At 38.8% G+C, this 21296-nt stretch carries 16 protein-coding genes; 5 read left to right on the forward strand and 11 right to left on the reverse strand.

Going from position 1 to position 21296, the window contains the following annotated elements; genetic code table 11:
* Positions 1-23 precede the first annotated feature (23 nt).
* Positions 24-1184 (reverse strand): hypothetical protein, encoded by a 1161-nt coding sequence (locus BLV86_RS14475; protein ID WP_090818871.1) that lies wholly within the window; start codon positions 1182-1184, stop codon positions 24-26.
* A 1-nt stretch (position 1185) separates the two neighbouring features.
* Positions 1186-2892, reverse strand: coding sequence for a single-stranded-DNA-specific exonuclease RecJ (locus tag BLV86_RS14480; protein ID WP_175456575.1), 1707 nt, complete (start codon positions 2890-2892; stop codon positions 1186-1188).
* A 138-nt stretch (positions 2893-3030) separates the two neighbouring features.
* On the opposite strand from BLV86_RS14480, the gene BLV86_RS14485 reads away from it, so the two are divergent.
* Positions 3031-3219 carry a hypothetical protein gene (locus BLV86_RS14485; protein WP_090818876.1) on the forward strand — a complete coding sequence of 63 codons (189 nt, stop codon included), beginning with the start codon at positions 3031-3033 and terminating at the stop codon, positions 3217-3219.
* A gap of 65 nt (positions 3220-3284) precedes the next feature.
* Here the strand turns inward: BLV86_RS14485 and BLV86_RS14490 are convergent, their stop codons facing one another.
* From BLV86_RS14490 to BLV86_RS14530, 9 genes are all read right to left on the reverse strand, one after another.
* Positions 3285-3965 (reverse strand): hypothetical protein, encoded by a 681-nt coding sequence (locus tag BLV86_RS14490; RefSeq protein WP_090818878.1) that lies wholly within the window; start codon positions 3963-3965, stop codon positions 3285-3287.
* Positions 3966-4113: 148 nt separating this feature from the next.
* A complete protein-coding gene (locus tag BLV86_RS14495; protein ID WP_090818880.1) occupies positions 4114-5949 on the reverse strand; it encodes an AAA family ATPase in 1836 nt (611 codons plus the stop codon).
* 3 nt (positions 5950-5952) lie between these two features.
* Positions 5953-6615 carry a hypothetical protein gene (locus BLV86_RS14500; RefSeq protein WP_090818883.1) on the reverse strand — a complete coding sequence of 221 codons (663 nt, stop codon included), beginning with the start codon at positions 6613-6615 and terminating at the stop codon, positions 5953-5955.
* 1 nt (position 6616) lies between these two features.
* A complete protein-coding gene (locus BLV86_RS14505) occupies positions 6617-7828 on the reverse strand; it encodes a hypothetical protein (RefSeq protein ID WP_090818887.1) in 1212 nt (403 codons plus the stop codon).
* Positions 7829-8004: 176 nt separating this feature from the next.
* Positions 8005-8907 (reverse strand): 3'-5' exonuclease, encoded by a 903-nt coding sequence (locus tag BLV86_RS14510; protein WP_090818889.1) that lies wholly within the window; start codon positions 8905-8907, stop codon positions 8005-8007.
* A 12-nt stretch (positions 8908-8919) separates the two neighbouring features.
* Positions 8920-9960 (reverse strand): hypothetical protein, encoded by a 1041-nt coding sequence (locus tag BLV86_RS14515; protein ID WP_090818891.1) that lies wholly within the window; start codon positions 9958-9960, stop codon positions 8920-8922.
* A gap of 181 nt (positions 9961-10141) precedes the next feature.
* The gene (locus BLV86_RS14520; RefSeq protein WP_090818894.1) at positions 10142-13756 is read right to left on the reverse strand and encodes a DNA polymerase III subunit alpha; all 3615 of its coding nucleotides are present in this window, start codon (positions 13754-13756) and stop codon (positions 10142-10144) included.
* Positions 13757-13917: 161 nt separating this feature from the next.
* Positions 13918-15012 (reverse strand): glycerol dehydrogenase, encoded by a 1095-nt coding sequence (locus tag BLV86_RS14525; RefSeq protein WP_090818911.1) that lies wholly within the window; start codon positions 15010-15012, stop codon positions 13918-13920.
* Between the two features lie 207 nt (positions 15013-15219).
* Positions 15220-15621: a hypothetical protein gene (locus tag BLV86_RS14530; RefSeq protein ID WP_090818896.1), complete on the reverse strand. Its 402-nt coding sequence runs from the start codon at positions 15619-15621 to the stop codon at positions 15220-15222.
* Positions 15622-17352: 1731 nt separating this feature from the next.
* Here BLV86_RS14530 and BLV86_RS14535 point away from each other — a divergent pair.
* From BLV86_RS14535 to BLV86_RS14550, 4 genes are all read left to right on the forward strand, one after another.
* Positions 17353-18192, forward strand: a complete 840-nt coding sequence (locus tag BLV86_RS14535; RefSeq protein ID WP_175456576.1) for a ParA family protein — start codon at positions 17353-17355, stop codon at positions 18190-18192.
* 4 nt (positions 18193-18196) lie between these two features.
* Entirely contained in the window at positions 18197-18808 is a 612-nt protein-coding gene (locus BLV86_RS14540) for a hypothetical protein (protein ID WP_090818902.1), read from the forward strand.
* A gap of 413 nt (positions 18809-19221) precedes the next feature.
* Positions 19222-20151 carry a hypothetical protein gene (locus tag BLV86_RS14545; RefSeq protein WP_139297936.1) on the forward strand — a complete coding sequence of 310 codons (930 nt, stop codon included), beginning with the start codon at positions 19222-19224 and terminating at the stop codon, positions 20149-20151.
* Positions 20148-20546 carry a hypothetical protein gene (locus BLV86_RS14550; RefSeq protein ID WP_090818908.1) on the forward strand — a complete coding sequence of 133 codons (399 nt, stop codon included), beginning with the start codon at positions 20148-20150 and terminating at the stop codon, positions 20544-20546. Before BLV86_RS14545 ends, BLV86_RS14550 begins: the two co-directional genes overlap by 4 nt.
* Positions 20547-21296 lie beyond the last annotated feature (750 nt).

Genomic DNA, 21296 nt, shown 5'->3' on the forward strand with positions numbered 1-21296 from the left:
GATCCTTTGTATGTTAATTGTTATTAGGCAACAGGCTGTGGCTTGAACCTCCTAGCCATATCCTCTTTCCGTGCGTTTCCATACCACAGTCTCTTCACAGAATCATGGTTGAACCTCATCTGTTCGACAAACTGCGTAAATTCCTGTTCAGTCATGGTGAAGTCCTCTGTATCGATTCCCTTTGCGGGTTCTGATACCTTGCAGGCCCTAGCCATGTCCGGATTCTCTAATTCGCCAAGCATCTTCACAGGAGCATAGAAATTCTCCATGTGGAAGTTAAATGGCTGGTCTCTTGTTACGTCACAGGTAATTACTAACTTATACCACATACGGTAAATCGTATCGGTACCTGTCTTTCGGATGTCTCCTAATACCTTGACGAGTTTTTTACCACGAACGACGTACTCACCGCTAAACGGTTTCGTTGGATCATTGAACTCACCACCCTTTTTTGCAGAAGGATATATCCTTATTCCTCCGGCTGTACGCGTCTTGGCTGTCATCTGTTCTTCAGACGGACGAGCCTTGAAAAGAGCACTGTCCTTAAGTGAAAAGGTTATTGCAAAGGTGCTCGCCTTACTTTCATCGAAAGCATTCATTTTAATATCCCTTGCTATCTGCGGGTCCATTAGCTCAAGTGCAGCATCGATTGCAGCAATGTCGTGAGCGTTGTTTTTGTATTTATCCTTTCCCGGAAGAAGAAATGCTCTCTGTCCAGCCATCTGTTTTAACAACGCAGGAAGGTCGGTAGCTCCAAGTATCAGGTCGCCGGGGTTCTGCTTTGCTTTTCCCCAGTTACCTACCTTCAATATATCAAAGGCCATAGTTTCCGAAGCTTCTGTCTTAGGTGTGGAAGCTGCCGGTGTAAACAATCCCTGCTCGTACATCATAATGAACATAAGCGCATTATCGGCGCGCTTTGTAAAATCCGCCATATCCTGTTGAGGTATATTGGCATACAGAGAAATGTTTCTCATCTGCCCCTCATAATTAACAACACGCTTAGATGTATCAAGTATATTCAGCTTATTTACCGAATACGGTGATAACACCTGAAGGAATGGTTTGTCATGACCGTCTTCAACCGGCGTATACATATCCTTTACGGATATGTTTTTCTCGTTTCTCTTTACTACTGCAAGCTGTCCTGCATATTCTCTGTTGTTTCTTTTTTCGTTTGTCATTTTATGACACTCCTTTCTGACGTCTTCTTTCCAGCATGAGCTGTAAAGGCGTCTTCCGTATTGTTTCTCTTTCCGGTATTTTGGCCGGAAGTATATTTTGAACGAGGAATTGTGTTGTTAATTCCCCGTTAAAATAATTTTTCCCAAGCGTTCCTACCAATCCTATTTCTGTTGGGAATCCAAGTTCCTCATATTCTTTTAAGCCTCTGAAAGAGACTGCCTGAATTGAAGTTCCTTGGAATTTGACACCCGATTTTCCAATAGCAAGATACAGATTATTGCCTTTTATGGGGTAAAGTTTGAAATAGGGGATATATAAGACTGGAGCGGGATTTCCCACTCCATATGGTGAAAACTTGTCAATTTCTTTCGATATCTCATCGATATCCTTTGCTTCTACAACGATGTCCGCAATAATTGTTTCTTCATCGTATGGGATATCTTTGAGATCTTCATTGAGTGCAATGCGAAGCTCACTGTAATTGTCTTTTGATACTGTGAGTCCAGCAGCTCCGGAATGACCGCCGTAGCCATAGAGAAGGTCCTGATGTCTGTCAAGGAGCTCTTTAAGATTTACTCCCTGGGCGGATCTTCCTGAACCTTTCTGCAATAGCTCATCAGTTGAATGCTTAGTGAATGCAAAGGATGGACGGTTATACCGTTCCATGAGCTTTCCGGCAATTATACCGACGATTCCCTCATGTATGCTGTCATTAGATATGAGTATTACCTTATCCTTGTCGTAACCTTTTGATTCAACAAACTCAAAACATTTTCCGGCCCAGAAGTCCGTAAGACTTTTTCTTTCCTCATTTATTGCAACGAGGTTTTTTGCAATGGCATAAGCTTCATTAAATGAAGTATCCGTGTCTGCAAGAGCCAAAGCCTGTTCTGCTCCGTCATCAAGGAGCCTTCCGACCGCGTTTATACATGGGACTATCGAAAAACCGATAGTCTGCTCGTCCACGTACTCTTCACAGTTCATGGCTACCATCAGTGAATACAACCCCATGCTCCGTGATTCCTTGTCGGAATTTATGAGCCTGAGTCCTTCCTTTAAGAGCCATCTGTTACCATCGATTAGCGTTACTGAATCCCCAACTGTTGCAATCGCACCGGCAACAATCGCCTGTTTCTTAAACTGCTCTGAAACAGGGGCCTGCATAGCAAGCATTGCGGCCATCCCTCCTGCACACCAGTCAGTAAAATTACTCTTACCGTCAAAGTGCGCATCAAATATGAGGTCGGCTTTAGGAAGTATCACATTCCCTTCGCTATCTATTACCGGTTGATGATGGTCCATTATGATAACAGATGAACCACAGCTTTTTGCGTAATCTATCGCATCGAGTGCGGCCACACCATTATCAATGGTTATCACCAAATCGTCCTTATTGAGTCCAAATGGTTCAAGCTGTGAAGGCTTTGCACCGTACCCTTCGCTAAGACGATGTGGGAGTCTTGTGAGGACCTTGGAGTCAGTGATTTCTTTCATGACCCCCTTCAGTATCCAGGTCCCCCAGACACCATCATCATCGTAGTCTCCGAAGATGATGATCCTTTTCGGTTTCTTCTTTTCCAAGAGTTCGAATAACTCATGGAAATCGTATGTCCATACTCTCTTGTCATCAGTTAACTGTTCCACTGTCATTCCTGTGTTCTCTTTAACGATTTGAGATATAGACTTTTCTTTATTTCTAATCTTCATTTGTTTCCTTTCTTCATACTGCTCCATATGACTTTTTCTTTTTTCATTTAAATTATGGGAGGGGATAGGTTATATAATCTTGAAATTAAACACTTACTCCGTTATTCTTGATATAAGAATTTGAAGGGAGGAATCATTTTGAACGATATTAAAGAATTTTCTATGGTGATACCTGATTCTGTCGTTGATCTTCTGGATGATATGATCCGGAAGAGAAAAAATACACTTCCCGAGTCCGATACTTCCAGGGAAACAATGGCTATAATGTGCATACAGCAGTTTCACGACATGATGTACATGCCACATCTTGTGAGATTTGATGATTAAAATACAAAACCCTCTTGATGCAAGAAATCTGCACTCAAGAGGGTTATTTTGTATTTTTTTATGAGTTAAGATGCTTTGTTACTGTCCTTCTTCTCTGCTATCGCATAATCATAGATTGTGTAATTATGATAGAATATCACCTTTTTGTCCTTGTTGGCTTTCTTGTCCGGAGTCTGAACGATTCCGTATGTCTTTATCTCATCACCAACATGGGCCTCCTTTAAAATCTTTGATTTAATAGCCCCATAACAGAGAGCTCTCACTACATTCTTTCTGTCATTTTCAGATATATCTATCTGGATCACTGCAGGCTTATTGTTGCTGTCAATAGACGTAAGATGTATCTCTGTGATCTTCCCTGATACATAACCGGAATTTTCAGGGGTCGAGTATTCCCTGCCAGGAATAAAATAAGCTGAATCGAGTCTTGAAATATCTCTTTTAATAATAGTTGCCTCGATGTCGGTAACTGCTTCCTGATGTCTTGAATCTATATATGATCTGAACTGTCCTTCGACTTCGATAGAATCACCTACCTTTATCTTCTCTTCCAAAAGATACTTTTCGGCCTCAGAACCACTTGTAACGTAAAAGTTTGGATATGTCTCTACAGCTACTGTCTTTATCTCGCTGTCTCTTCTTCTTGTGACAAACACAGGGGATGCCACCGTAAATGAATATCCTTTTGCAATCTTCTGTAAACTTGTAACTCTTCCTTTTGCGAAAAACTTGTTTATAACTGCCATGATTTCTCCTTTTTAATTCGTACTGCATTGCTGCATTTTTTCTTACACCATAATTATGAAAGGAGATTTTTCAGATAACGTGTATTTTGGGCAAAAAAAGAGCGGATTTCCGAAAATTTCGGAATCCACTCTTTAAAAAAAGAAATAATTAAGCCGCAGACTCTATTTTTATATCTGAATCATTAATACGTATTGCATCAATGTCACTGAAAGCATCCACTATTTCCTTGTGGTCTACACCCATAACGAATACGTTGTGATACCAAAGCGCTACTTCCGGAGATGTAAGCATCGCTTTCAGCTTTTCGATAGTTTCACGATCTAACTGCTCGATGTTATCAATAACCATAACTCCGGTTGGAGCCATCTGGTTTATTAAGTCCATCATAAGAACCGCTACAACAATCTTTTCTCCAGAAGAAAGGAAACTATGCTGTGTCCACTCCTTGTTGTTTGGAGTTTTTGCATAGATTGTTATTCCATTCTCAGGTCTAAGGCATATTGAGAATCCTTCCATTACCTGTCCGGCACGATCTTCCAAAAGAGTGTTTATGTCCTGTATGCAAAGGTCTACACACTGGGCCTTAATCACACCCTTTGAATCCAATGCTTTAACAAGGATATCAAGAGTTTCGGCACTCTCGGTAAGCTTTCCTATCTTACCTTCAAGCTCTTTCTTCTGCTCTGTATCCTTGATGTCCTGGGCTTCAAGCTTTAATTTACGTATAGTTTCATCGTACTCCGATGCATCAATGACATCGGCAGGTTTCTGAGGGATTTCAATCGGATTCTTCTCGAACGCTTCTTTGGATGCAGCTATGGTCTTACGCTTGTTCTCAAGCTTATTAACCTCATCCCAGATTCGCTCATTCGCAATGCACTTTTCCAATGTTCCAGCATCTTTTTCAAGAGCAGTACGCACTTTCTTAACGCACGCTTCATTCTGCAATAAGCTTTCCTGAAGTTCCTTTTTCACTCCTGTCTTATCTGTTGTGCAGATAAGCTTTCCGGAGATAGGACATATCGGCTTGTCCAAGTTTTCAAGAGTAGTCTCTATGAGAGACACGTCCTTGCTAAGCGTAGCCAAGAGATTTGAGTGCTCTGTTTTTGATTTCTGAGCAAGCTCTTTCTTCTCCTGGATTTTCTGCTTCATCTCATCTGTAGCAGTCCTTCCATCAAGAAGCTTATCAATCTCTTTAAGCTGTTCCTCGTAAGCTGCGATTACTTTCTTCTGCTCCTCTGCCTTTTTTACCGCAGCTTCGTATTCCCGCTGTTTCTGTATCATGAGTGTTGCATCCTTGTGTGCAAGGATAAACGCTTTTTCTTCATCCTCAACTTCCTGAAGTGTCCTCTTCACAGGATTGGGACGCAGTCTGTCAGCCATTGTTTTAATGGCCTTAAGTTCCGCGTTCACCTCCCTTCTCTTTATCGAAAGCAACTTCTGTGCCTTGTCGAGTTCTGCTAAATCGAAGCTCTCCGGCATCGGAGGAAGAACAGCTCGGAGTTCTGTTTCTGCTAAATCTGAAGCCGATGGACTGAATCCCAGCACTCTGTCAGCATCGAGTGCTGAACCGATATGCGGGAGTAGATAATCCATTATACTCTCAGACTGAGCAGCGTTAAAAAGCTCAGATGTGGTAGTTACCCTCAATGCTTCTGCAGAATCTACATCTCCGCCTTCACAGGCTTCATCAAGGAGCACCTTTGTATAAGCCTCCAGTGTGACCTTTTTCCCATTTACGTAGTATGAGTACGTTGAAGGTGTCTTTTTCACGCCAAGCTTTACCCCGTCATTGACGGTTACCTGAACTGCATATTCGGGCAAAACATTCTTTGGCTTATCCCCAAAGATTATGTTCAGGGCTGTCACCAGCGTAGTTTTACCTACGCCATTTGGTGCAAGGAAAACTGTTATTGGGTTTGTGATGCTTACGTTAAATGTTCTACCATTGAGGTTCTTAACTTCTAACTTCTTTATCTTCATATTTTATCCTTTCTGTGGGACTTGTCCCATTGCGTTAACACCTTTTTCGACTACAAGGTAATCGTTTGCTTCGTAGTATGTTTTCCCACTCTTGTTTGAATAGAATGGTTTATGCGTACTTTTGAAGCATACCTTGTCGCCAAGGTGTATTTCTTCCAATGCCATCGCGATCTTATTGTCGCCCGTGATGTTAATCACCACTTCTTCAGGCATATCATTCCTAATTCCGATATAAAGGACTATGTTTAAGAATTCCCGTCCTGTCCTATCGGAATACTTTTCTTCCATTTTCATAACTTCTCCGATGATGGCGCAGTTCCTTCTGTCTTCACCAAGGGAGATTTCACCATATGATTTAATTGCATAGGCTCGACCTTCAAGATGTAGGATGTCTCCAAAACGGACGAACGCTATTACATGGGATCCGTTACTTAACTTCCCTGAATAGATTTTCTTTCTAAGAGACTGCACGTAGTTCTTTTCCTCGCAGTCTGTAATTACATCCCGGACTATGAAATTAGTCCTTACCTTTTCGGACGCTCTCCTATTTTGATGGTATTCATCGTATTCGATGACTACCTCAAAATGATCTATAAAATCATAGGCGGAGATAATTTCGCCGCAAATGACCGCCAGTTCTTCTTTTTCGAAAATCAGTCCAAACATATCAAGCCCCCTCAATATCAAGAGTTGATACATTGGCCAACGCTTTTCTTAACTTGAAATAGGTCTCATCGCAAAGCGTCTGACCCTTTTCTGCCAAATGTGCCTCAAGAAGCTCCGGCAACTGACACATAATCTCTGTCAGGTCATATGCCGTACTCTTTTCGGGATCCAATTCTTTCAGCTTCTTAAGAGCCGCTTTTTTAAGCCGTTTCTTACTGAAAGGCGAATACTCAAAACACACTTTTTCGATAGCCTTGTCGATGATCTTTTCGTCAATCACCATTGGCTTCTTCTTTAGTTCCTTAAGGTGCTTAACATAATGCTCAAACTGAGCATATGTCATTGCAACTATGTCCTTGTCTGAAGTCTTAAGGGAGTTATGCTTGAACTTTTCCCTTGAAGAATAAAAGACCTCGTGGCTAGTTTGAGTTTTCCAGGCAGCCGACACCGTATATGAGGAATTACCTGTATCCGAGTTAGTAATCTCGATATATGGGACCAAATTAATGCCGTCTAATTTCAGCAGCCCTTCATACTCCGGCAGCTTATACAGGAGCCTTGTGTACCGGTGATTGTAGGAACCGGACATGAATTCAAGTCTCCCTAGCTTTTGATCCTTTCGGAATTCTCTTATCAGCTTTTCCATATCAGACAGCTTCTTTTCACAATATCTGTCTGAAAGGAATGCATGAATCTTTCCGATTCCGTCTGCTGTCTTTATGACCGCCTTTACCGTTGCCTTGGTTGTCATGAGTCTCTTTGCGATTTCACTCGCCTTATCGAGACCACCTACGGTTTTTCCGCCATCGTAATCAATTCTCTGACAGAGAGTTGATAAGGCATTCCCTGAAAGTAGGTAGGCACTCCCGCCAATACCAAGTACCAAATCTTCATTGATCTTAAAATCACCTTGTGGAACTTGAATTCTAGCGGGCTGGAATCTTTCGTTTATTGCGACCGTTTTCACGGCGCCTTTAACATTAAGCTTCACAGTCCTTGCCAACGGTCTGTTAGGTTCTATGCTCCATACAGGAATATTAGGTGGCCCACAATCAGGATCATCACGGAGCACCATGACTGATATCTGGTCAGTGCGGGTCCTTTCTACGTAGGTATGTACATCATTTTCTTCCATGAATTCATAGATCTCTTTTTCACTATTTGTAAAAAAGGCAAATCTATCCTCAATGTACTTTTCTGTGATATTACTCATATCTTTCTTTGCCTCCTGGCATAAAAAAAAATAGAGTAATCTGAGTTTTTGACTTTTTTCTCTCGTCTTTAACTCCGGATTACTCATTTACGTTACAAGCTAATTATGGAAGGGGATTTTTTATATAGAAAAAGGGGCGCCCGGTTTGGACGCTCCTTTAAAAAAAATATGTGCGATTAAACAAACTCAGCAACTGGGTAGATCATCCCACCGGCTTCTTTTACAGCCGTGAATACATCATCCATGTTATCAGTTCCGGACATTGCCATACACTGATGTGCCATGTCATCTATATCATATCTCTCAATTCGATCAGATGTAGTGCATTGCCATTTTTCTTTTTCCATGTATTTAAAATCACCATTGTCGGTGGCGATGTAAATACAATTATCCTTCGAAGCATCCCTTGAAAGTGACTTATTTTCAAAATATTTGAGTCTCTTTACTTTGTTTTTCACAAGAAGCGGAATGATCTTTTCTACATGCCTTCTTGCAAAAGGAATGAGATAGGACAGGAGTTTCTCTGTGGCATCCACGTCCGCTGAAGCATCGTGGAAGCTGTGATCAGGCCCCACAATGTTTAACTCTGTGACATATGTCTTGAGTTTTCTATTGGAGGTCTCACCGTCCATTATTAGGACTTTGGCAAGATCGTATACGTCTATCTCATAATCAAACGTAAAGGATTCTCCGCTGCATCTTCTGAACATGGAATCGAGCATTTCATCGTCGAATCTTCTGTTACAGAAGCCAATGGGAACACAGCCTTCCATGAAATCCTTAATGGTCCGAAATACATCGGACTCATTAGGTTTTTCTTCAAGCATCTCATCTGTTATTCCGGTAAGGGTAACGATGTTTTCCGGCAATGAGAATCCGGGATTAATGAGAAGATTCAGACTATCAGTTGTGATAAATCCATCATCTCCATCAAAGATGACTTTCTTTCCGTAGAACTGTATAATCCGATCTTTATCCCTATCAAACCCCGTTGTCTCAAGATCGTAAATAACATAAACTACTGGCTTTTCAAGGGCGAGCATGAGATGTCTCGCAATGTCATAAGACAACATTCTCATACTACACCTCCCTTAGCTAGCAAGTGCCATCCTGATTGTGTCAGGTGTCACTTCAGTATTGTTCTCTTTGCAATAAGCCGCAATCTTTTCCATATTGCCTACTGTAATGCCTCGACTAGCACAATATGCCTTCGACATACGAACGTACTTTGCCAAGTCAGGATGTGTTGAACTTGCATTAGGATCTACCTGTAACACAGCCTTTGCAAAACCTGTCTGATTCACAATCAATTGAGAGTAATAGTTATTTTCAAACTTATTCGCAAGGCCAAATGCAAACTTAAAGTCCGGAGCCAGCTCACCTTCTACATCACCTGTTTCTGATGTTGCTGTATCTGCACTTTCCTCAAGAGCCTTAAGCTCTGCTTCTAATTGAGCTTTCTTGCGAGCTTTTGCCTCTGCCTCGGCTCTTGCCTTGGCCTCGGCCTCTGCCCTGACTTTTTCAGCCATTGCTCTAGCCTCCGCTTCTGCCTTTGCTTCAGCTTCTGCTTTCATTCTCTCGGCTTCTGCTCTTGCCTTTGCCTCTTCTTCTGATTTCTCAGCAGCTACAGCACGTGCCTTCTCAGCTTCTGCCTTTATTCTGGCATCTTCCTCAGCTTTAGCCTTGGCTTCTGCTTTAGCTTTTTCGGCTTCTATTCTCTGTTTCTCTTCTTCGGCTTTGGCCCTAGCTTCTTCCTCAGCCTTTGCTTTGGCTTCAGCGCGAGCCTTCTCAGCTTCTATTCTCTTTTTCTCTTCTTCAGCTTTGACTCTTGCTTCATTCTCAGCCTTTGCCTTTGCTTCAGCCTGAGCCTTAGCCTTTCCGATATCTGTCTGGGCAGTTGGTATGCTTTCATTCTCGATATGGTCTTCTGCTATGTGGAAGAAGGCTCTAAGCGCATCTATTTCTGCTTCCATCTGAGCGCTTCTAAGGTTTTCACCAGACGATAGTCTAACTACTCTGTCTGAACCTTTAGAGACTACAACAGAAACTCCGTTTGAGCCGGCAGGCTGTACGTCTACAAATAATCCTTCTTTGCGGGCTCTTTCTTCTAATAAGATAAATTCTTTCAACATTTTCTTACCTCTTTCTTCGTTTGGAATATTACTCACATATTTTTTTATGCTCATATTCCTTTTTTTATTGATTCAAATTAATTATGTGAGGGGATAATTTATATAAGTTTCATATTTGTGCTGTAAAACGTTTTATTTTCAAAAAAAGAGACCGGCTTTTTCTACCAGTCTCTTAGATATGCTATTTTTTTACTATTTCTGCATTGAAATTTTTTGAACTTACAATGCAGGGATTTATTGGATGACCATATTTCCTTTTTTCATTGAATGTTTCGTCAATGATGATACAGGGATTGCCATTTTTACTTATATATGGCTTTATGGCATCCTGTTTCTCGAAGTACCATTCTGCTATGTTGTTAATACGTATGCAGATGATATCTTTTGCCTGTGACAAAGCATTCATTGTTGTTATGACAAGTTTCTGCCTACCATTATCCGGTCTTATTTGGAGTTCCACTTCCGCCGCAGTGTTTTCTTTTATCAGAGTTTTGAATTTAGAATACTCTTTAGCATAACACCATACCTTTACGGTTCCGGTTTTGTCTGAAAGGTTGAAGCCTGCCATTTCGGCACCGTCCGACCTTCTTTTCGTCACTTTAAGATCTGATATCAAACCTGCCACTTTGACGGAATCCCAGTTTTTGACTGAGCCTATCTTAATAATGGTAGATAACCCTTTCGGCATGATATAAGCATCCAATGGGTGCCCGCTTATGTAATCACATAAGAGTTCCCTTTCAATATTGAAACGTTCTTCAATGTTTTCAAGTATGTTTTCATTAATCTCAAGCTCCATCATTTCGCCTTTTACAGATTTAAGTGACTCCATACAGCTCTCTGTCTTTATGACATTACCACTTTCTAATGCAACAACCAGATCTGTCTCAGCTTTCTTCAGTTTCTTCACCAACGATAATACTGTTGGCACAAGAGTCAGAAGGGCCTTTCTGTTATTACAGAAACTATCGAATGCGCCGCTATTTATCAGCATCTCAAGTACTGTTTTATCCGGCTTTGTACGAAATATAAAATCCTGGAATGAGGAATAATCTCCATTATCTTCTCTTTCCTTAATGATATACCGTACACCTTCTCCAATATTCTTGATACCGGACAAACCATAGCGTATGTCGGATCCTTCCATCAGAAATCCCATCCCCGACTTATTGATGTCTGGTCTTAGGATTCTTACATTACGTTCTTTAAGGTCCTTAAAGTATCTAACCCACCTTTCTGTAGGCACGCTGTTTAGGTTCGCACACATCCATTCAACAGGATAATTCCATTTTAACCATGCTGTCTGGTATGCTAAAACCCCATACGAAACTGCATGAGACTTATTGAAGGCGTACTTAGCAAATTCAAGCATCTGCTCAAATATCTTTTTTGTTGTTTCTTCTTCTATTCCGTTTGCGATGCATCCGGGGGCCTCCTCGTCTCCGTAAATAAAAGCCTGTCTCATTCCTTCGAGTTTCGCTTTTATTTTTTTACTCATGGCCTGTCTGAAACCATCAGCACGAGTCTCTGAAAAACCGGCAAGTTCTTTTGCGATCCTCATGATCTGTTCCTGATAAACTATTGCACCGTAAGTTTCCTTGAGAATCTTTTCAAGTTCAGGGCATAGATACTCAGGCTTTTTACCGTTTCTCGTTTCGATTACAGAATCGATAAACTGCATTGGACCCGGTCTGAACATGGCGTTCTCCTGAGCAATATCCTTAAGGTTTCTCGGCTTAAATCGTTTGTTAAGACTCTTCATTCCATTGGATTCCATCTGGAATACTGTATCTGTATTTCCTTTCTGGAAAATACTCGACATTACACTCTTGTCAAAAGGAATATCCGAAAGACACACTTTTAATCCATGAGTCTTTTCAATCATCCGTTCCGTACGTGTGATTATGGTTAAGGTGTTGAGTCCTAACAGGTCTATCTTTAATAGTCCGAGTTTTTCTGCCTCATTCTTATCGCACTGAATATTCATCATTCCGGAAGATTCATTCCAAACGAGCGGGACTATATCCGTCAGATTTGTTCCATCCGTTATAATGATTCCCGCAGCGTGCTGACTTTTAGCACTTATAGAGCCCTGAATAAGTCTTGCTCCATGTATAATAAAGTCTGCATCTTCCTGCCCGCTGAAAATCTCCAGAAGCTCATGTTCGAGAGTACCCTTCCCGTTATAGTCCATCGTGAAATCAAGATGGTCTTGTCCGGATAGTTCCTCCGCTTTTTCAGAGATTAAACTGCATAATGAATCGTACTCCGTTGATTTAAGTCCTTTTCTGTATGCAAGTGCTTTTCCGGCGGCATTAATAGCTGACCTTCCCTGGAACTTTCCTAGTGTCATAATGCCGGCTACGCAGTCCTCTCCATATTTGTGTTTTACATACTCGATTACAAATGGTCTTGCCTTAGTCTCTATATCAATGTCTATATCAGGCATTGATGTTCGTTCAGACGATAAGAATCTTGAAAAATATAGTCCGTTTGCCACAGGGTCTATATCCGTGATATGTAACGCATACGAAACTATGCTGCCACCGGCTGATCCTCTGCCTGGACCTACACCTTCCCCGACTCTACCTTTTACCTTTTCAGAAATCACCTTTTTGTCGAAAGTTCTTGCTATAGCCTTCTCTTCTTCATCATCAAGATTTAGCTTTGCAACCAGTCTTCCATAGTCGCAAATGTCCTGAACGATAAGGAAGTAATCATTTACGTCTAGCTTATTTATGACTGAAAGCTCGTTTTTAGCTCTTTCATCAAATAAAGCTTCATGGTCCTTTCCATATCTTTTATTGATTCCCTCTTTTACAAGATCTTCAACATAAGTCTTTTTTGTATATCCATCCGGAACCGTTACAGCTGGGTAATGTTTCTCGTTTGTAAGTGTACATTCGCACTTTATCTCGATTTCTTGTATACCACCGTAGCCTTTAATAATACTTTCCGTAGGAATTATCTCAGCAAGTCTTTTTACAAGCTGTTTGTCAGTCTTGATATAGAATTCTCTGTCTGTATCCGTCAGATCTTTCCATTTCTTATTTTTCTGAGACAGCACAATAGCTCTTGCCACTGCGTCATCAGAAGTATTGCTAGTCATGTATGGCTCGTTAGAAATTACAAGAGGGATATCCCATTCTTCAGAACACCTTGCCAGTTCAGGCATGACTTTCTTTTCAGTTTCATCTCCATGATATTGAAGCTCAATGAAAAAATTGCCGACTCCAAAGGTATCTTGATACCAATCGGATTCTCTTTTTAAAGCCATATGCTTTTCATTTGCAGATATCGATTCATCAAGTAATGTTTTTGCAAGGACTCCTTCTATTCCGGATGAAGTCACTATGACATTTCCATGTCCTAGAGAATTACTTCCAAAATGTTCTGTTAAGATGCCTTTATCCATTAGAGGATATTCTGTTTTCCCTACTGTCATTATATTTCTGTTTGAGGCTGTAATTGCTCTAAACATTGCCTTTAATCCGTCTTCATTCTTGGCCATGATAACAAGCCTTCGAATGTCTTTTTCGTATTTAACAAAAGCTTCAACCGATAGTATTGGCTTAATGCCATATTTTTTACATGTATCGTAAAACTCATACATCCCGAACATATTGCCAAAATCTGATAATGCTATAGCAGGGCATTCTAATTCCTTTGCACGCCTTACTATATTTTCTACGGATTGCGTAGATTCCTTTATTGAAAATAAGGAGTGTACATGAAGAAGCCCAAGTCTCAGCTTGTCAGGTATCGATTCAAGCATCTGTATATAATCTCTTTCCATATCTTTGCGTCTCCTTTTTATTACTTATATTTGCTTTCTATGTAATTATGAAAAGAGAAAACTCAGATAAGAAAATAGAGGCTGAGAATGGATTGTTAATCCCTCTCAACCTCTTCGTATGATTATATTTATTATTTCTAAGAATCGCTTTTAAAAATAAATCACTTGCCAAGAGCTATTCTACCCATAGCATCTGCCTGCATGATTGCATCGTAAAGCTCACAAGGCTGAACATCTCCTGCAAGATTATGGATAGTTTCGCCAGGAACACAGGCATTTTCAGCAATAATCCTAACCTGATCTTCAGATGTAATTCCAATCTGCTCAAGTGTTACAGGAAGACCGACTTCAAGGCAGAAGCTTTGAACATCATCAAACTCTTCCTTAGTAGCACCTTCAAGTACAAGCTGTACCAGTGTGCCGAGAGCTACGCAATCACCATGATCTGCATGCTTACAGCCTACAGCGGTAACACCGTTATAGAAGGAATGTGCAGCTGCACAGTTAACATTATCAGCACCAACACCTGAAAGATAAACGTTAGCCTCAATAATATTCTCAAGAGCAGGCGTTACTACATGAAGCTTACAAGCCTCAATAGCCTGCTTTCCATACTGACGGAGTGTCTCGTAACAGAGCTTTGCAAGTGCCTGACCGGCTCTTGTGATTCCGGTTCCTTCAAGACTTGCTGATTCTGTACGAATTGAAGCCCTTCCCTCGAAATATGTTCCGAGAGCATCACCCATTCCGGAAATAAGGAAATGTACCGGAGCGTTTGCAATTACATTACAATCAACAATTACCGCATCAGGGTTTGTTGGATAGAAAAGATACTTGTCAAAGCTGTGGTCATCGTTGTAGATAACTGAAAGACCTGTACAAGGTGCATCTGTTGCAGCAACTGTAGGAACTATGACAATGTGCTTGCCCTCATAGTAAGCAGTAGCCTTTGCCGTATCAACAGCACTTCCGCCACCGATAGCAACAACAACGTCAATGTTGTCGTTCTTTACTATCTCCTGCATCTTCTTGATCTCACCATTGCTTGAGATACCGCCGAAGATCTCATAACGTCTATAATCGTCATGGCCTTCAAAACTCTTCTCAATCTTGTCGTGACAAGCCTTATAACCGCTATTTGAACATACAAACAGCCAACGCTTGCCCATGTAACCCATCTCATCGTAAAACTTGTTTAATGCGTCTCGCCCCTGAACGTACTTGAGTGGTTCGCGCATTGCTCTTAACCTGCCCATCATAATAAATGTGCCTCCTTAGTGTTAATTATTTAACAATGCATATATAATTTTAGACCTTTGTGTTCAGGGTTACAATATGTTATATGTACAAATTGATAAACAATTAACAATGAGTTGTTACATATTGGTCTTCTTTGCAGAACTGAAAACATGTCCAGGTCATATATAAAAAAATGGCTGCGAGAAACCGCAACCATTTTTGCTTCACAGAAGGTCATATGCAAGCTCCTTTAGCTCTCTTTCGCCCTTACAATGGATCACAAAATCCATTGTTACATGCCCATATCTTCTTTCGATGATTTTCTGGGCTTTTGGATCCTTTCTTAGTTTAAAAAGAAAGTTCCCGACCTCCGCAACAGATGCGGTCTCTATATCCTTTTCAAAAGCGATCTTTACTTCTTCCTTTTCTTTTCTTTCTACTTTTATTCGTTCAGGTGCCGACAAAGACTTCACAGCTCCTATTTGTGTTGTTTCAGAGACTATACTTTCAAGCTCTTTACATGGCTTTTCAATGGCCAGAGCTTTCCTGCCCTTGTACTCAAAACTTCTGTATGTCTCGTCACCAAGAACCATTATGAGCCTGTCGTTATCTTTAAATGCTTCCATATTCTGTGTCTCTCTCCTTCCAACTTATATTACTGTTTTTATTAAATATGGAAGGGGATTTCTCAGATAATAGCTTTCTGCAGCTTAAAACGTCAAATTTAAATTCGTCATTTTAGGTAAACGTGAAACATGAGCTGTTTTAAAGCTCCTCAAGAAGAATATTTAAACATTTTGGATAGTATTCGTAATGATTTTTCGTTCAGAATTGACAGGATTCTATATCTACTCCTCAACTACTCTTTCACCTAAAGAAATCATATATACTATATTTGCATGTAATTTTATAAATAATGTGAGAATTTATATTATTAGAAATACTATTACTTAACAGTCTTAAGAGTAAGATTATTTGATTATATTATAAATATATGTATATATTCTTATATATTTACATATATTCCATAAAAATATATATTTGTATAATCACTTCTTCTCATAATCAAAAGAATTAAACGCGTACTATAAAACCAGTCCTCTGATGAATGCTTAAGTTACATAAGATTCTAGACATATAAATGATATAGAGTTATTTCTTAATCACCGATATATTTGATGGTCTCTTGTTTAATTATATACTGGCCAATGATTCATAATCTTTTCCATAATATATAGCTTTCATTACCGGATCCGACTTTGACATTATATCTTCTAATAATCAACTGTTTTTTATACCTGTTTACTATAGATATATATTAATATATTCAGATATATTCTCATATATTCCCATATATTCCAATATATTTCAAAATACTCAATCTGACGAATGATTAAATGGATATATTCATATATATTTGCATATATATCTATATATTTATTAGCATATACGTATATTCTATTTTTATAGATATATTTTTATATATTTGAGTATTTTTATAAATATCTATTAATATATTTATATACATTAATTTAATACATATATTTCTATATATTTGTATTAAAAATATTCTGATATTTTAATATCTATTGAAATATTTATATATATTTGTATATATTTCATTATATGCATTATATAACTAGCCAATGGAACACTGCATTTTAATATATTTACATATATTTATATATATTTGATTTTATTTAAGTCCAAATAATCCAGCATTTATTTGATATATATGTATATATTTATAATATATCAACGGTGTTGATCCTGAAATAATTGCAAGTATTATAGCTCACAATGTGCTTAAACTAATTATATGAAATATTCGCGCTTTTTCAAGCATTATTAAATTCATATATTTATATATATTTGTATTTATTCAGTTATCAACAAGGAAACTATTTCTATATTATATACATCTCAAAGCAAAACAATAAAAATATATTAGTATATTCCTATTTATTTACCTTATAGACAAAATTATCCATTTTACGTATATATGTATATATTTCTATATTCCCATCATTTAACAAATTTTCTAATTTGTATATTTTAATATATCTCTTTACATAATATATATATACGTATATTTACATATGTTCTTTTTTTAAATTCTAATATATATTCATGTATTTATAAAGATATCATTACATTTCAATATATGCCTAAATATATTTTAATATATGTGTATATTTACATATATTCGTATATATGCATTAATATTTCTAAATATTCTCAAATATATTGAACTCAGTTTCTTGTTGTGGTATATTGTAAGTATTCGGAAGATATTTGCATATATTTACATATATTTGTATATATACAGTTTTAACATCAATGGGAGGACACAGATAATGAATTCAAAAGTTATCGTAGTACATAATTTAAAGGGTGGAGTCGCAAAAACCACAACTGTAATCCAGATGGCAACAGCACTTGTAAAGTTCCATAACAAGAAAGTTCTTGTCATTGACTGCGACCCACAGTTCAACACGACTTTCACCTGTGGAGTAGACACAAACGAAATACGAACACTTTGGGATATCTTTGAATATTATACCGGCCAGGAAGATGCTGAAGAAGTCACTATGGACGACATAATAGTGCCTACAAAGGACGGATTTGATCTTGTTCCTGGTGATCTTGAGCTTGTTGGTGCCGATGATGATTATATGGGTGTTTCCGATAACATCAAAACACTTAACAAGGCACTTCGTGACATGAAGAAAGAGTATGATTACATTATCATCGATACACCTCCTTCACTTAGCCTTATGGTTAAGAATGCTTACTTTGCTTCACCAAATTCCCAGATAATATGTCCTACAACTCTTGATGTATATGGATATCAGGGACTTGATTCTTTACAGAAGCGTCTTGATCATTTCGCAAAGAAGTACAGAATGACGGAAAATCATCCTGATTTCAAGATAACCGGAATTCTTAGAACTATTGTGGAATCTAACACCAAGAACGATCAGACCTATTCAGAAGGTATTGAATACTTCGCAAATGAGAACAATATTTATTGCTTCAAGGAAATCATCCATAAGACCACACAAGTTAAAAGAGCACAGAACGAGATGCAGAACCTTTTTGACTACAAGGCCGATTCTACCGCAGCCATGGATTACAAATACTTTGTAAAAGAACTCCTGGATCTTGAAAAGAAACTTGATAAGGATGTGAGGTAAACCTATGAGTATTAACGCAGAGAAGAAAAAGAAAAAAGAGTTCCAGGTTCCCGCAGCCATGCAGACAATGATGGCAAGAAATAAAAAAGCTGCATTGGAAGAAGAGAATGAAGCAGTACCAGAGCCTATTGAGGAAGCACCTAAGCCCGTTAAGAAAGCAGTGCCAGCTCAAGACAAAACTCCAGTAAAAGATACAAAACCGGCTCAGGAACAAGCTGTAAAGAATGATGTTAACCCGCCTGTAGAGCCGGTCATTAATACTCCACTTGTTCCCAAGAGAGTAGATGAGCCAATTTCCCAACCAGTACAGAGTGTTGTGGAAACTACACCATTATCAACATCAAGGATTATTCAACAAACTACATCCAAGACTAAAAAACGTGGTCCCAAAGTTGAGCCATATTTCATAGGCTCAGAGAAGAGACCGATGCCTCTTGTTCTTAACGAGAGAGATAAGCGTTTTATGGACTTCATGTCAGAAACTTATGGTCGTAATACAAACTTTTTTGTTAGGGCAATGATAGCTCATGAGCTCCAGGCTCGTAAGAAGGAATTTGAACAGTATCTTGCAGAAAACGGAGAAGCCATTTCCGGAAACACCATTGTGAATATATAAATATATTTACATATATTCGTATATATTTACAAATATACATATTTCTATTCAAAGAATCGCCGTATTAATTACGACGATTCTTTTTAATAATTCGCGTCTATATTAAATTTGACGTTTTTCAAAATTTCACTTATAATTTTTCTAGAAAAATTCTTTTGGGTGATTTTTTTATGAAGGCTGAAATTGACATCAGACGACTGAAAAAATTCATATCGATTTTTGGAACGCCTCCGGTTTTTTTAGATCACGAAGTAATAAAATCATCTAACGTCATAATTAAATATGACGTTTCAGCGTCTAATTATTCATTATTCTTTAAACCAGTAATTGTCAGAATGGAAACGGTCAATGTCGGAAAAAACAAGATTCCGACCGGCCTGTATATTCTCATAGAAGGGCAGGAGCGATTACCTTTGGCAAAGGTTTTCGATTCTATACCGGCTATTGTAATAGACAGTCGTTTGTCAGAAACCGAAATAGCTTCTCTCGAATTTTTGCTGAACACTGACATTGAAGACTTAGACGAGTCTTCAATCATACAGGTAGTAAAGTTTGGGTATGATCTTATCTTAAGGACTATTGCTCCTGACAAAGGTAAAGATCCGAACCTAATTGATGGCAATATCAACCGGCGTGTCATTGAGGTCCTTTCTGAACTGATACCTATGTCAACACAGAATCTATACAGATACGTAGGTATCATCCGGCACCTTGAGCCACCTCTAATTAATTTATTTAAAAGTGGAGTGTTGAGCCTGAGAGCAGCATATCTAATTTCATGTGTTAAGCCGGATGTCCAGCTTTGTGTATATGACTTTATTTTGAGATACCAGATGATAACTGTTACAGAACAGGATGCCTATACCTTATGCCGATTGATGAAAGAGGAGATTAATTATATGGATGAGCAGAAGTTAAAGGAAATGGAAGAGCAGAACAAGCTGCTCGAAAAAGAGCTCGCTAACGTTAAGAACCAGCTTGCCCAGGCAAGGAGCAAATCAAAGTTATACCGAAAAGAGATACTTGATGCCGTAGACGAAGATATGAGGAGCGGAGCCGGCAGTTATAGTAATATCCCAAATCTAAGCACCCTGCTTGCTATAGAAGACAAGTTCAAGAGTATTAACAGCCTTACCTCAAGTCTTGTTAAGACAATCTACAAAGCTACATCAGTCCAATATGACTTCCATAACAGGGAGCTTGAGAATCTTGAACTTCTCATCAATAAGTTTGTCTCAGTATATAATGACATTTCCGAGGATGAAAAGCTTGCTGTAGTGAATGAGTCAGATGTAAAGGATGGGGTTCTTAACGCTAAGAAGAAGAGAGGACGGAAAGCATGATTACAAAAACCAATGATCCATCAGCCGGGGTTATATACAGCCTGAAAATTGTTCTTCAAGAAATGAATCAGAAAAACACAACCGAGCTAGCAAAGGATATCGAAGAATTAAACGTTCTTCTAGTAAAAAGTGGAGTACATCTAACTTTAAATTCTGCCGGTGAATCGGCAAATGTGGTTCTGTCATATGTAAACAATATTGCCAAGAGAAATGCCGGAAGAAAAAAGATGATAGGGCAGGCTAAGACCGTTTCGGATGTCTTTAATTATAGAAAATCCCATACATCCGAAGAAGCTGCAGCTTACGCAGGAATCGGCATACGTTCTTATCAGAGAAGAGTTAAGAAGTACAAAGAACTTAACCGTTGGCATGAAGATAATCCGCTTTACTTCTAAATCATCTGAAGATGTTAAATAAATGAGCGAGGGAACCACAAATTATTTGTGGTTCCTCGCTCATACGTTTTTTAAATCCCATTTTTGAACGCGACACATTTAATTTTGTCGTTTTTGGCGTTGTTTGCAATGAAAAATACTTTATTTTCTTCTTATATTACTTTCTATCATGCAGATTCAGAAACTGTCGCTGCCTTAGTCTTCAATTCCTTTTTATATTTATAGAATGTGTTTCTCGCCAGTTTTGTCAGCTTCATCATATCTATCTTAAATATGTCGAAACAAGATGGCTCTTGAAATCGTTAGTTAGATTGTCAAAATCCTCATTGGTCTCTGATATCTTGAGTCGCTGAGTCAAAGAAGATTCAACTTCAGGCGGTATATCAGGTTTGGTACTCATCTGACTGCTCCCACGGGCAAGCCCGTGGGGTTCTGATTACCAAGCGTAGCCTGTAATCGTACATCATTTTCAGACTTTGGAGTTACAGGTGTAAATCTTTTTGAATCAGGACTTTCATTACCAGGCAGTCCAACGACCACATTAGCGGTAAATTTCTGTCTTGTGACAAGGACGTACAGTCAATCGCCCATATTTAATTGTTTTAAGCTACCTTAATTCCGCTGTTTAGTATTTTAATCTTATTAGCCTTGATCCATGCGATCAGGACTTTTTCTTTTGTGTGACACTTGTCAAAAGTCGCAATACATTTCTCTTTGTCTACAGCTTTGGTTTTGTGATCGTAACAATAT

Origin of the sequence: Oribacterium sp. KHPX15 (assembly GCF_900107835.1) — a bacterium.
In the GTDB taxonomy this organism is placed as follows: domain Bacteria; phylum Bacillota; class Clostridia; order Lachnospirales; family Lachnospiraceae; genus Oribacterium.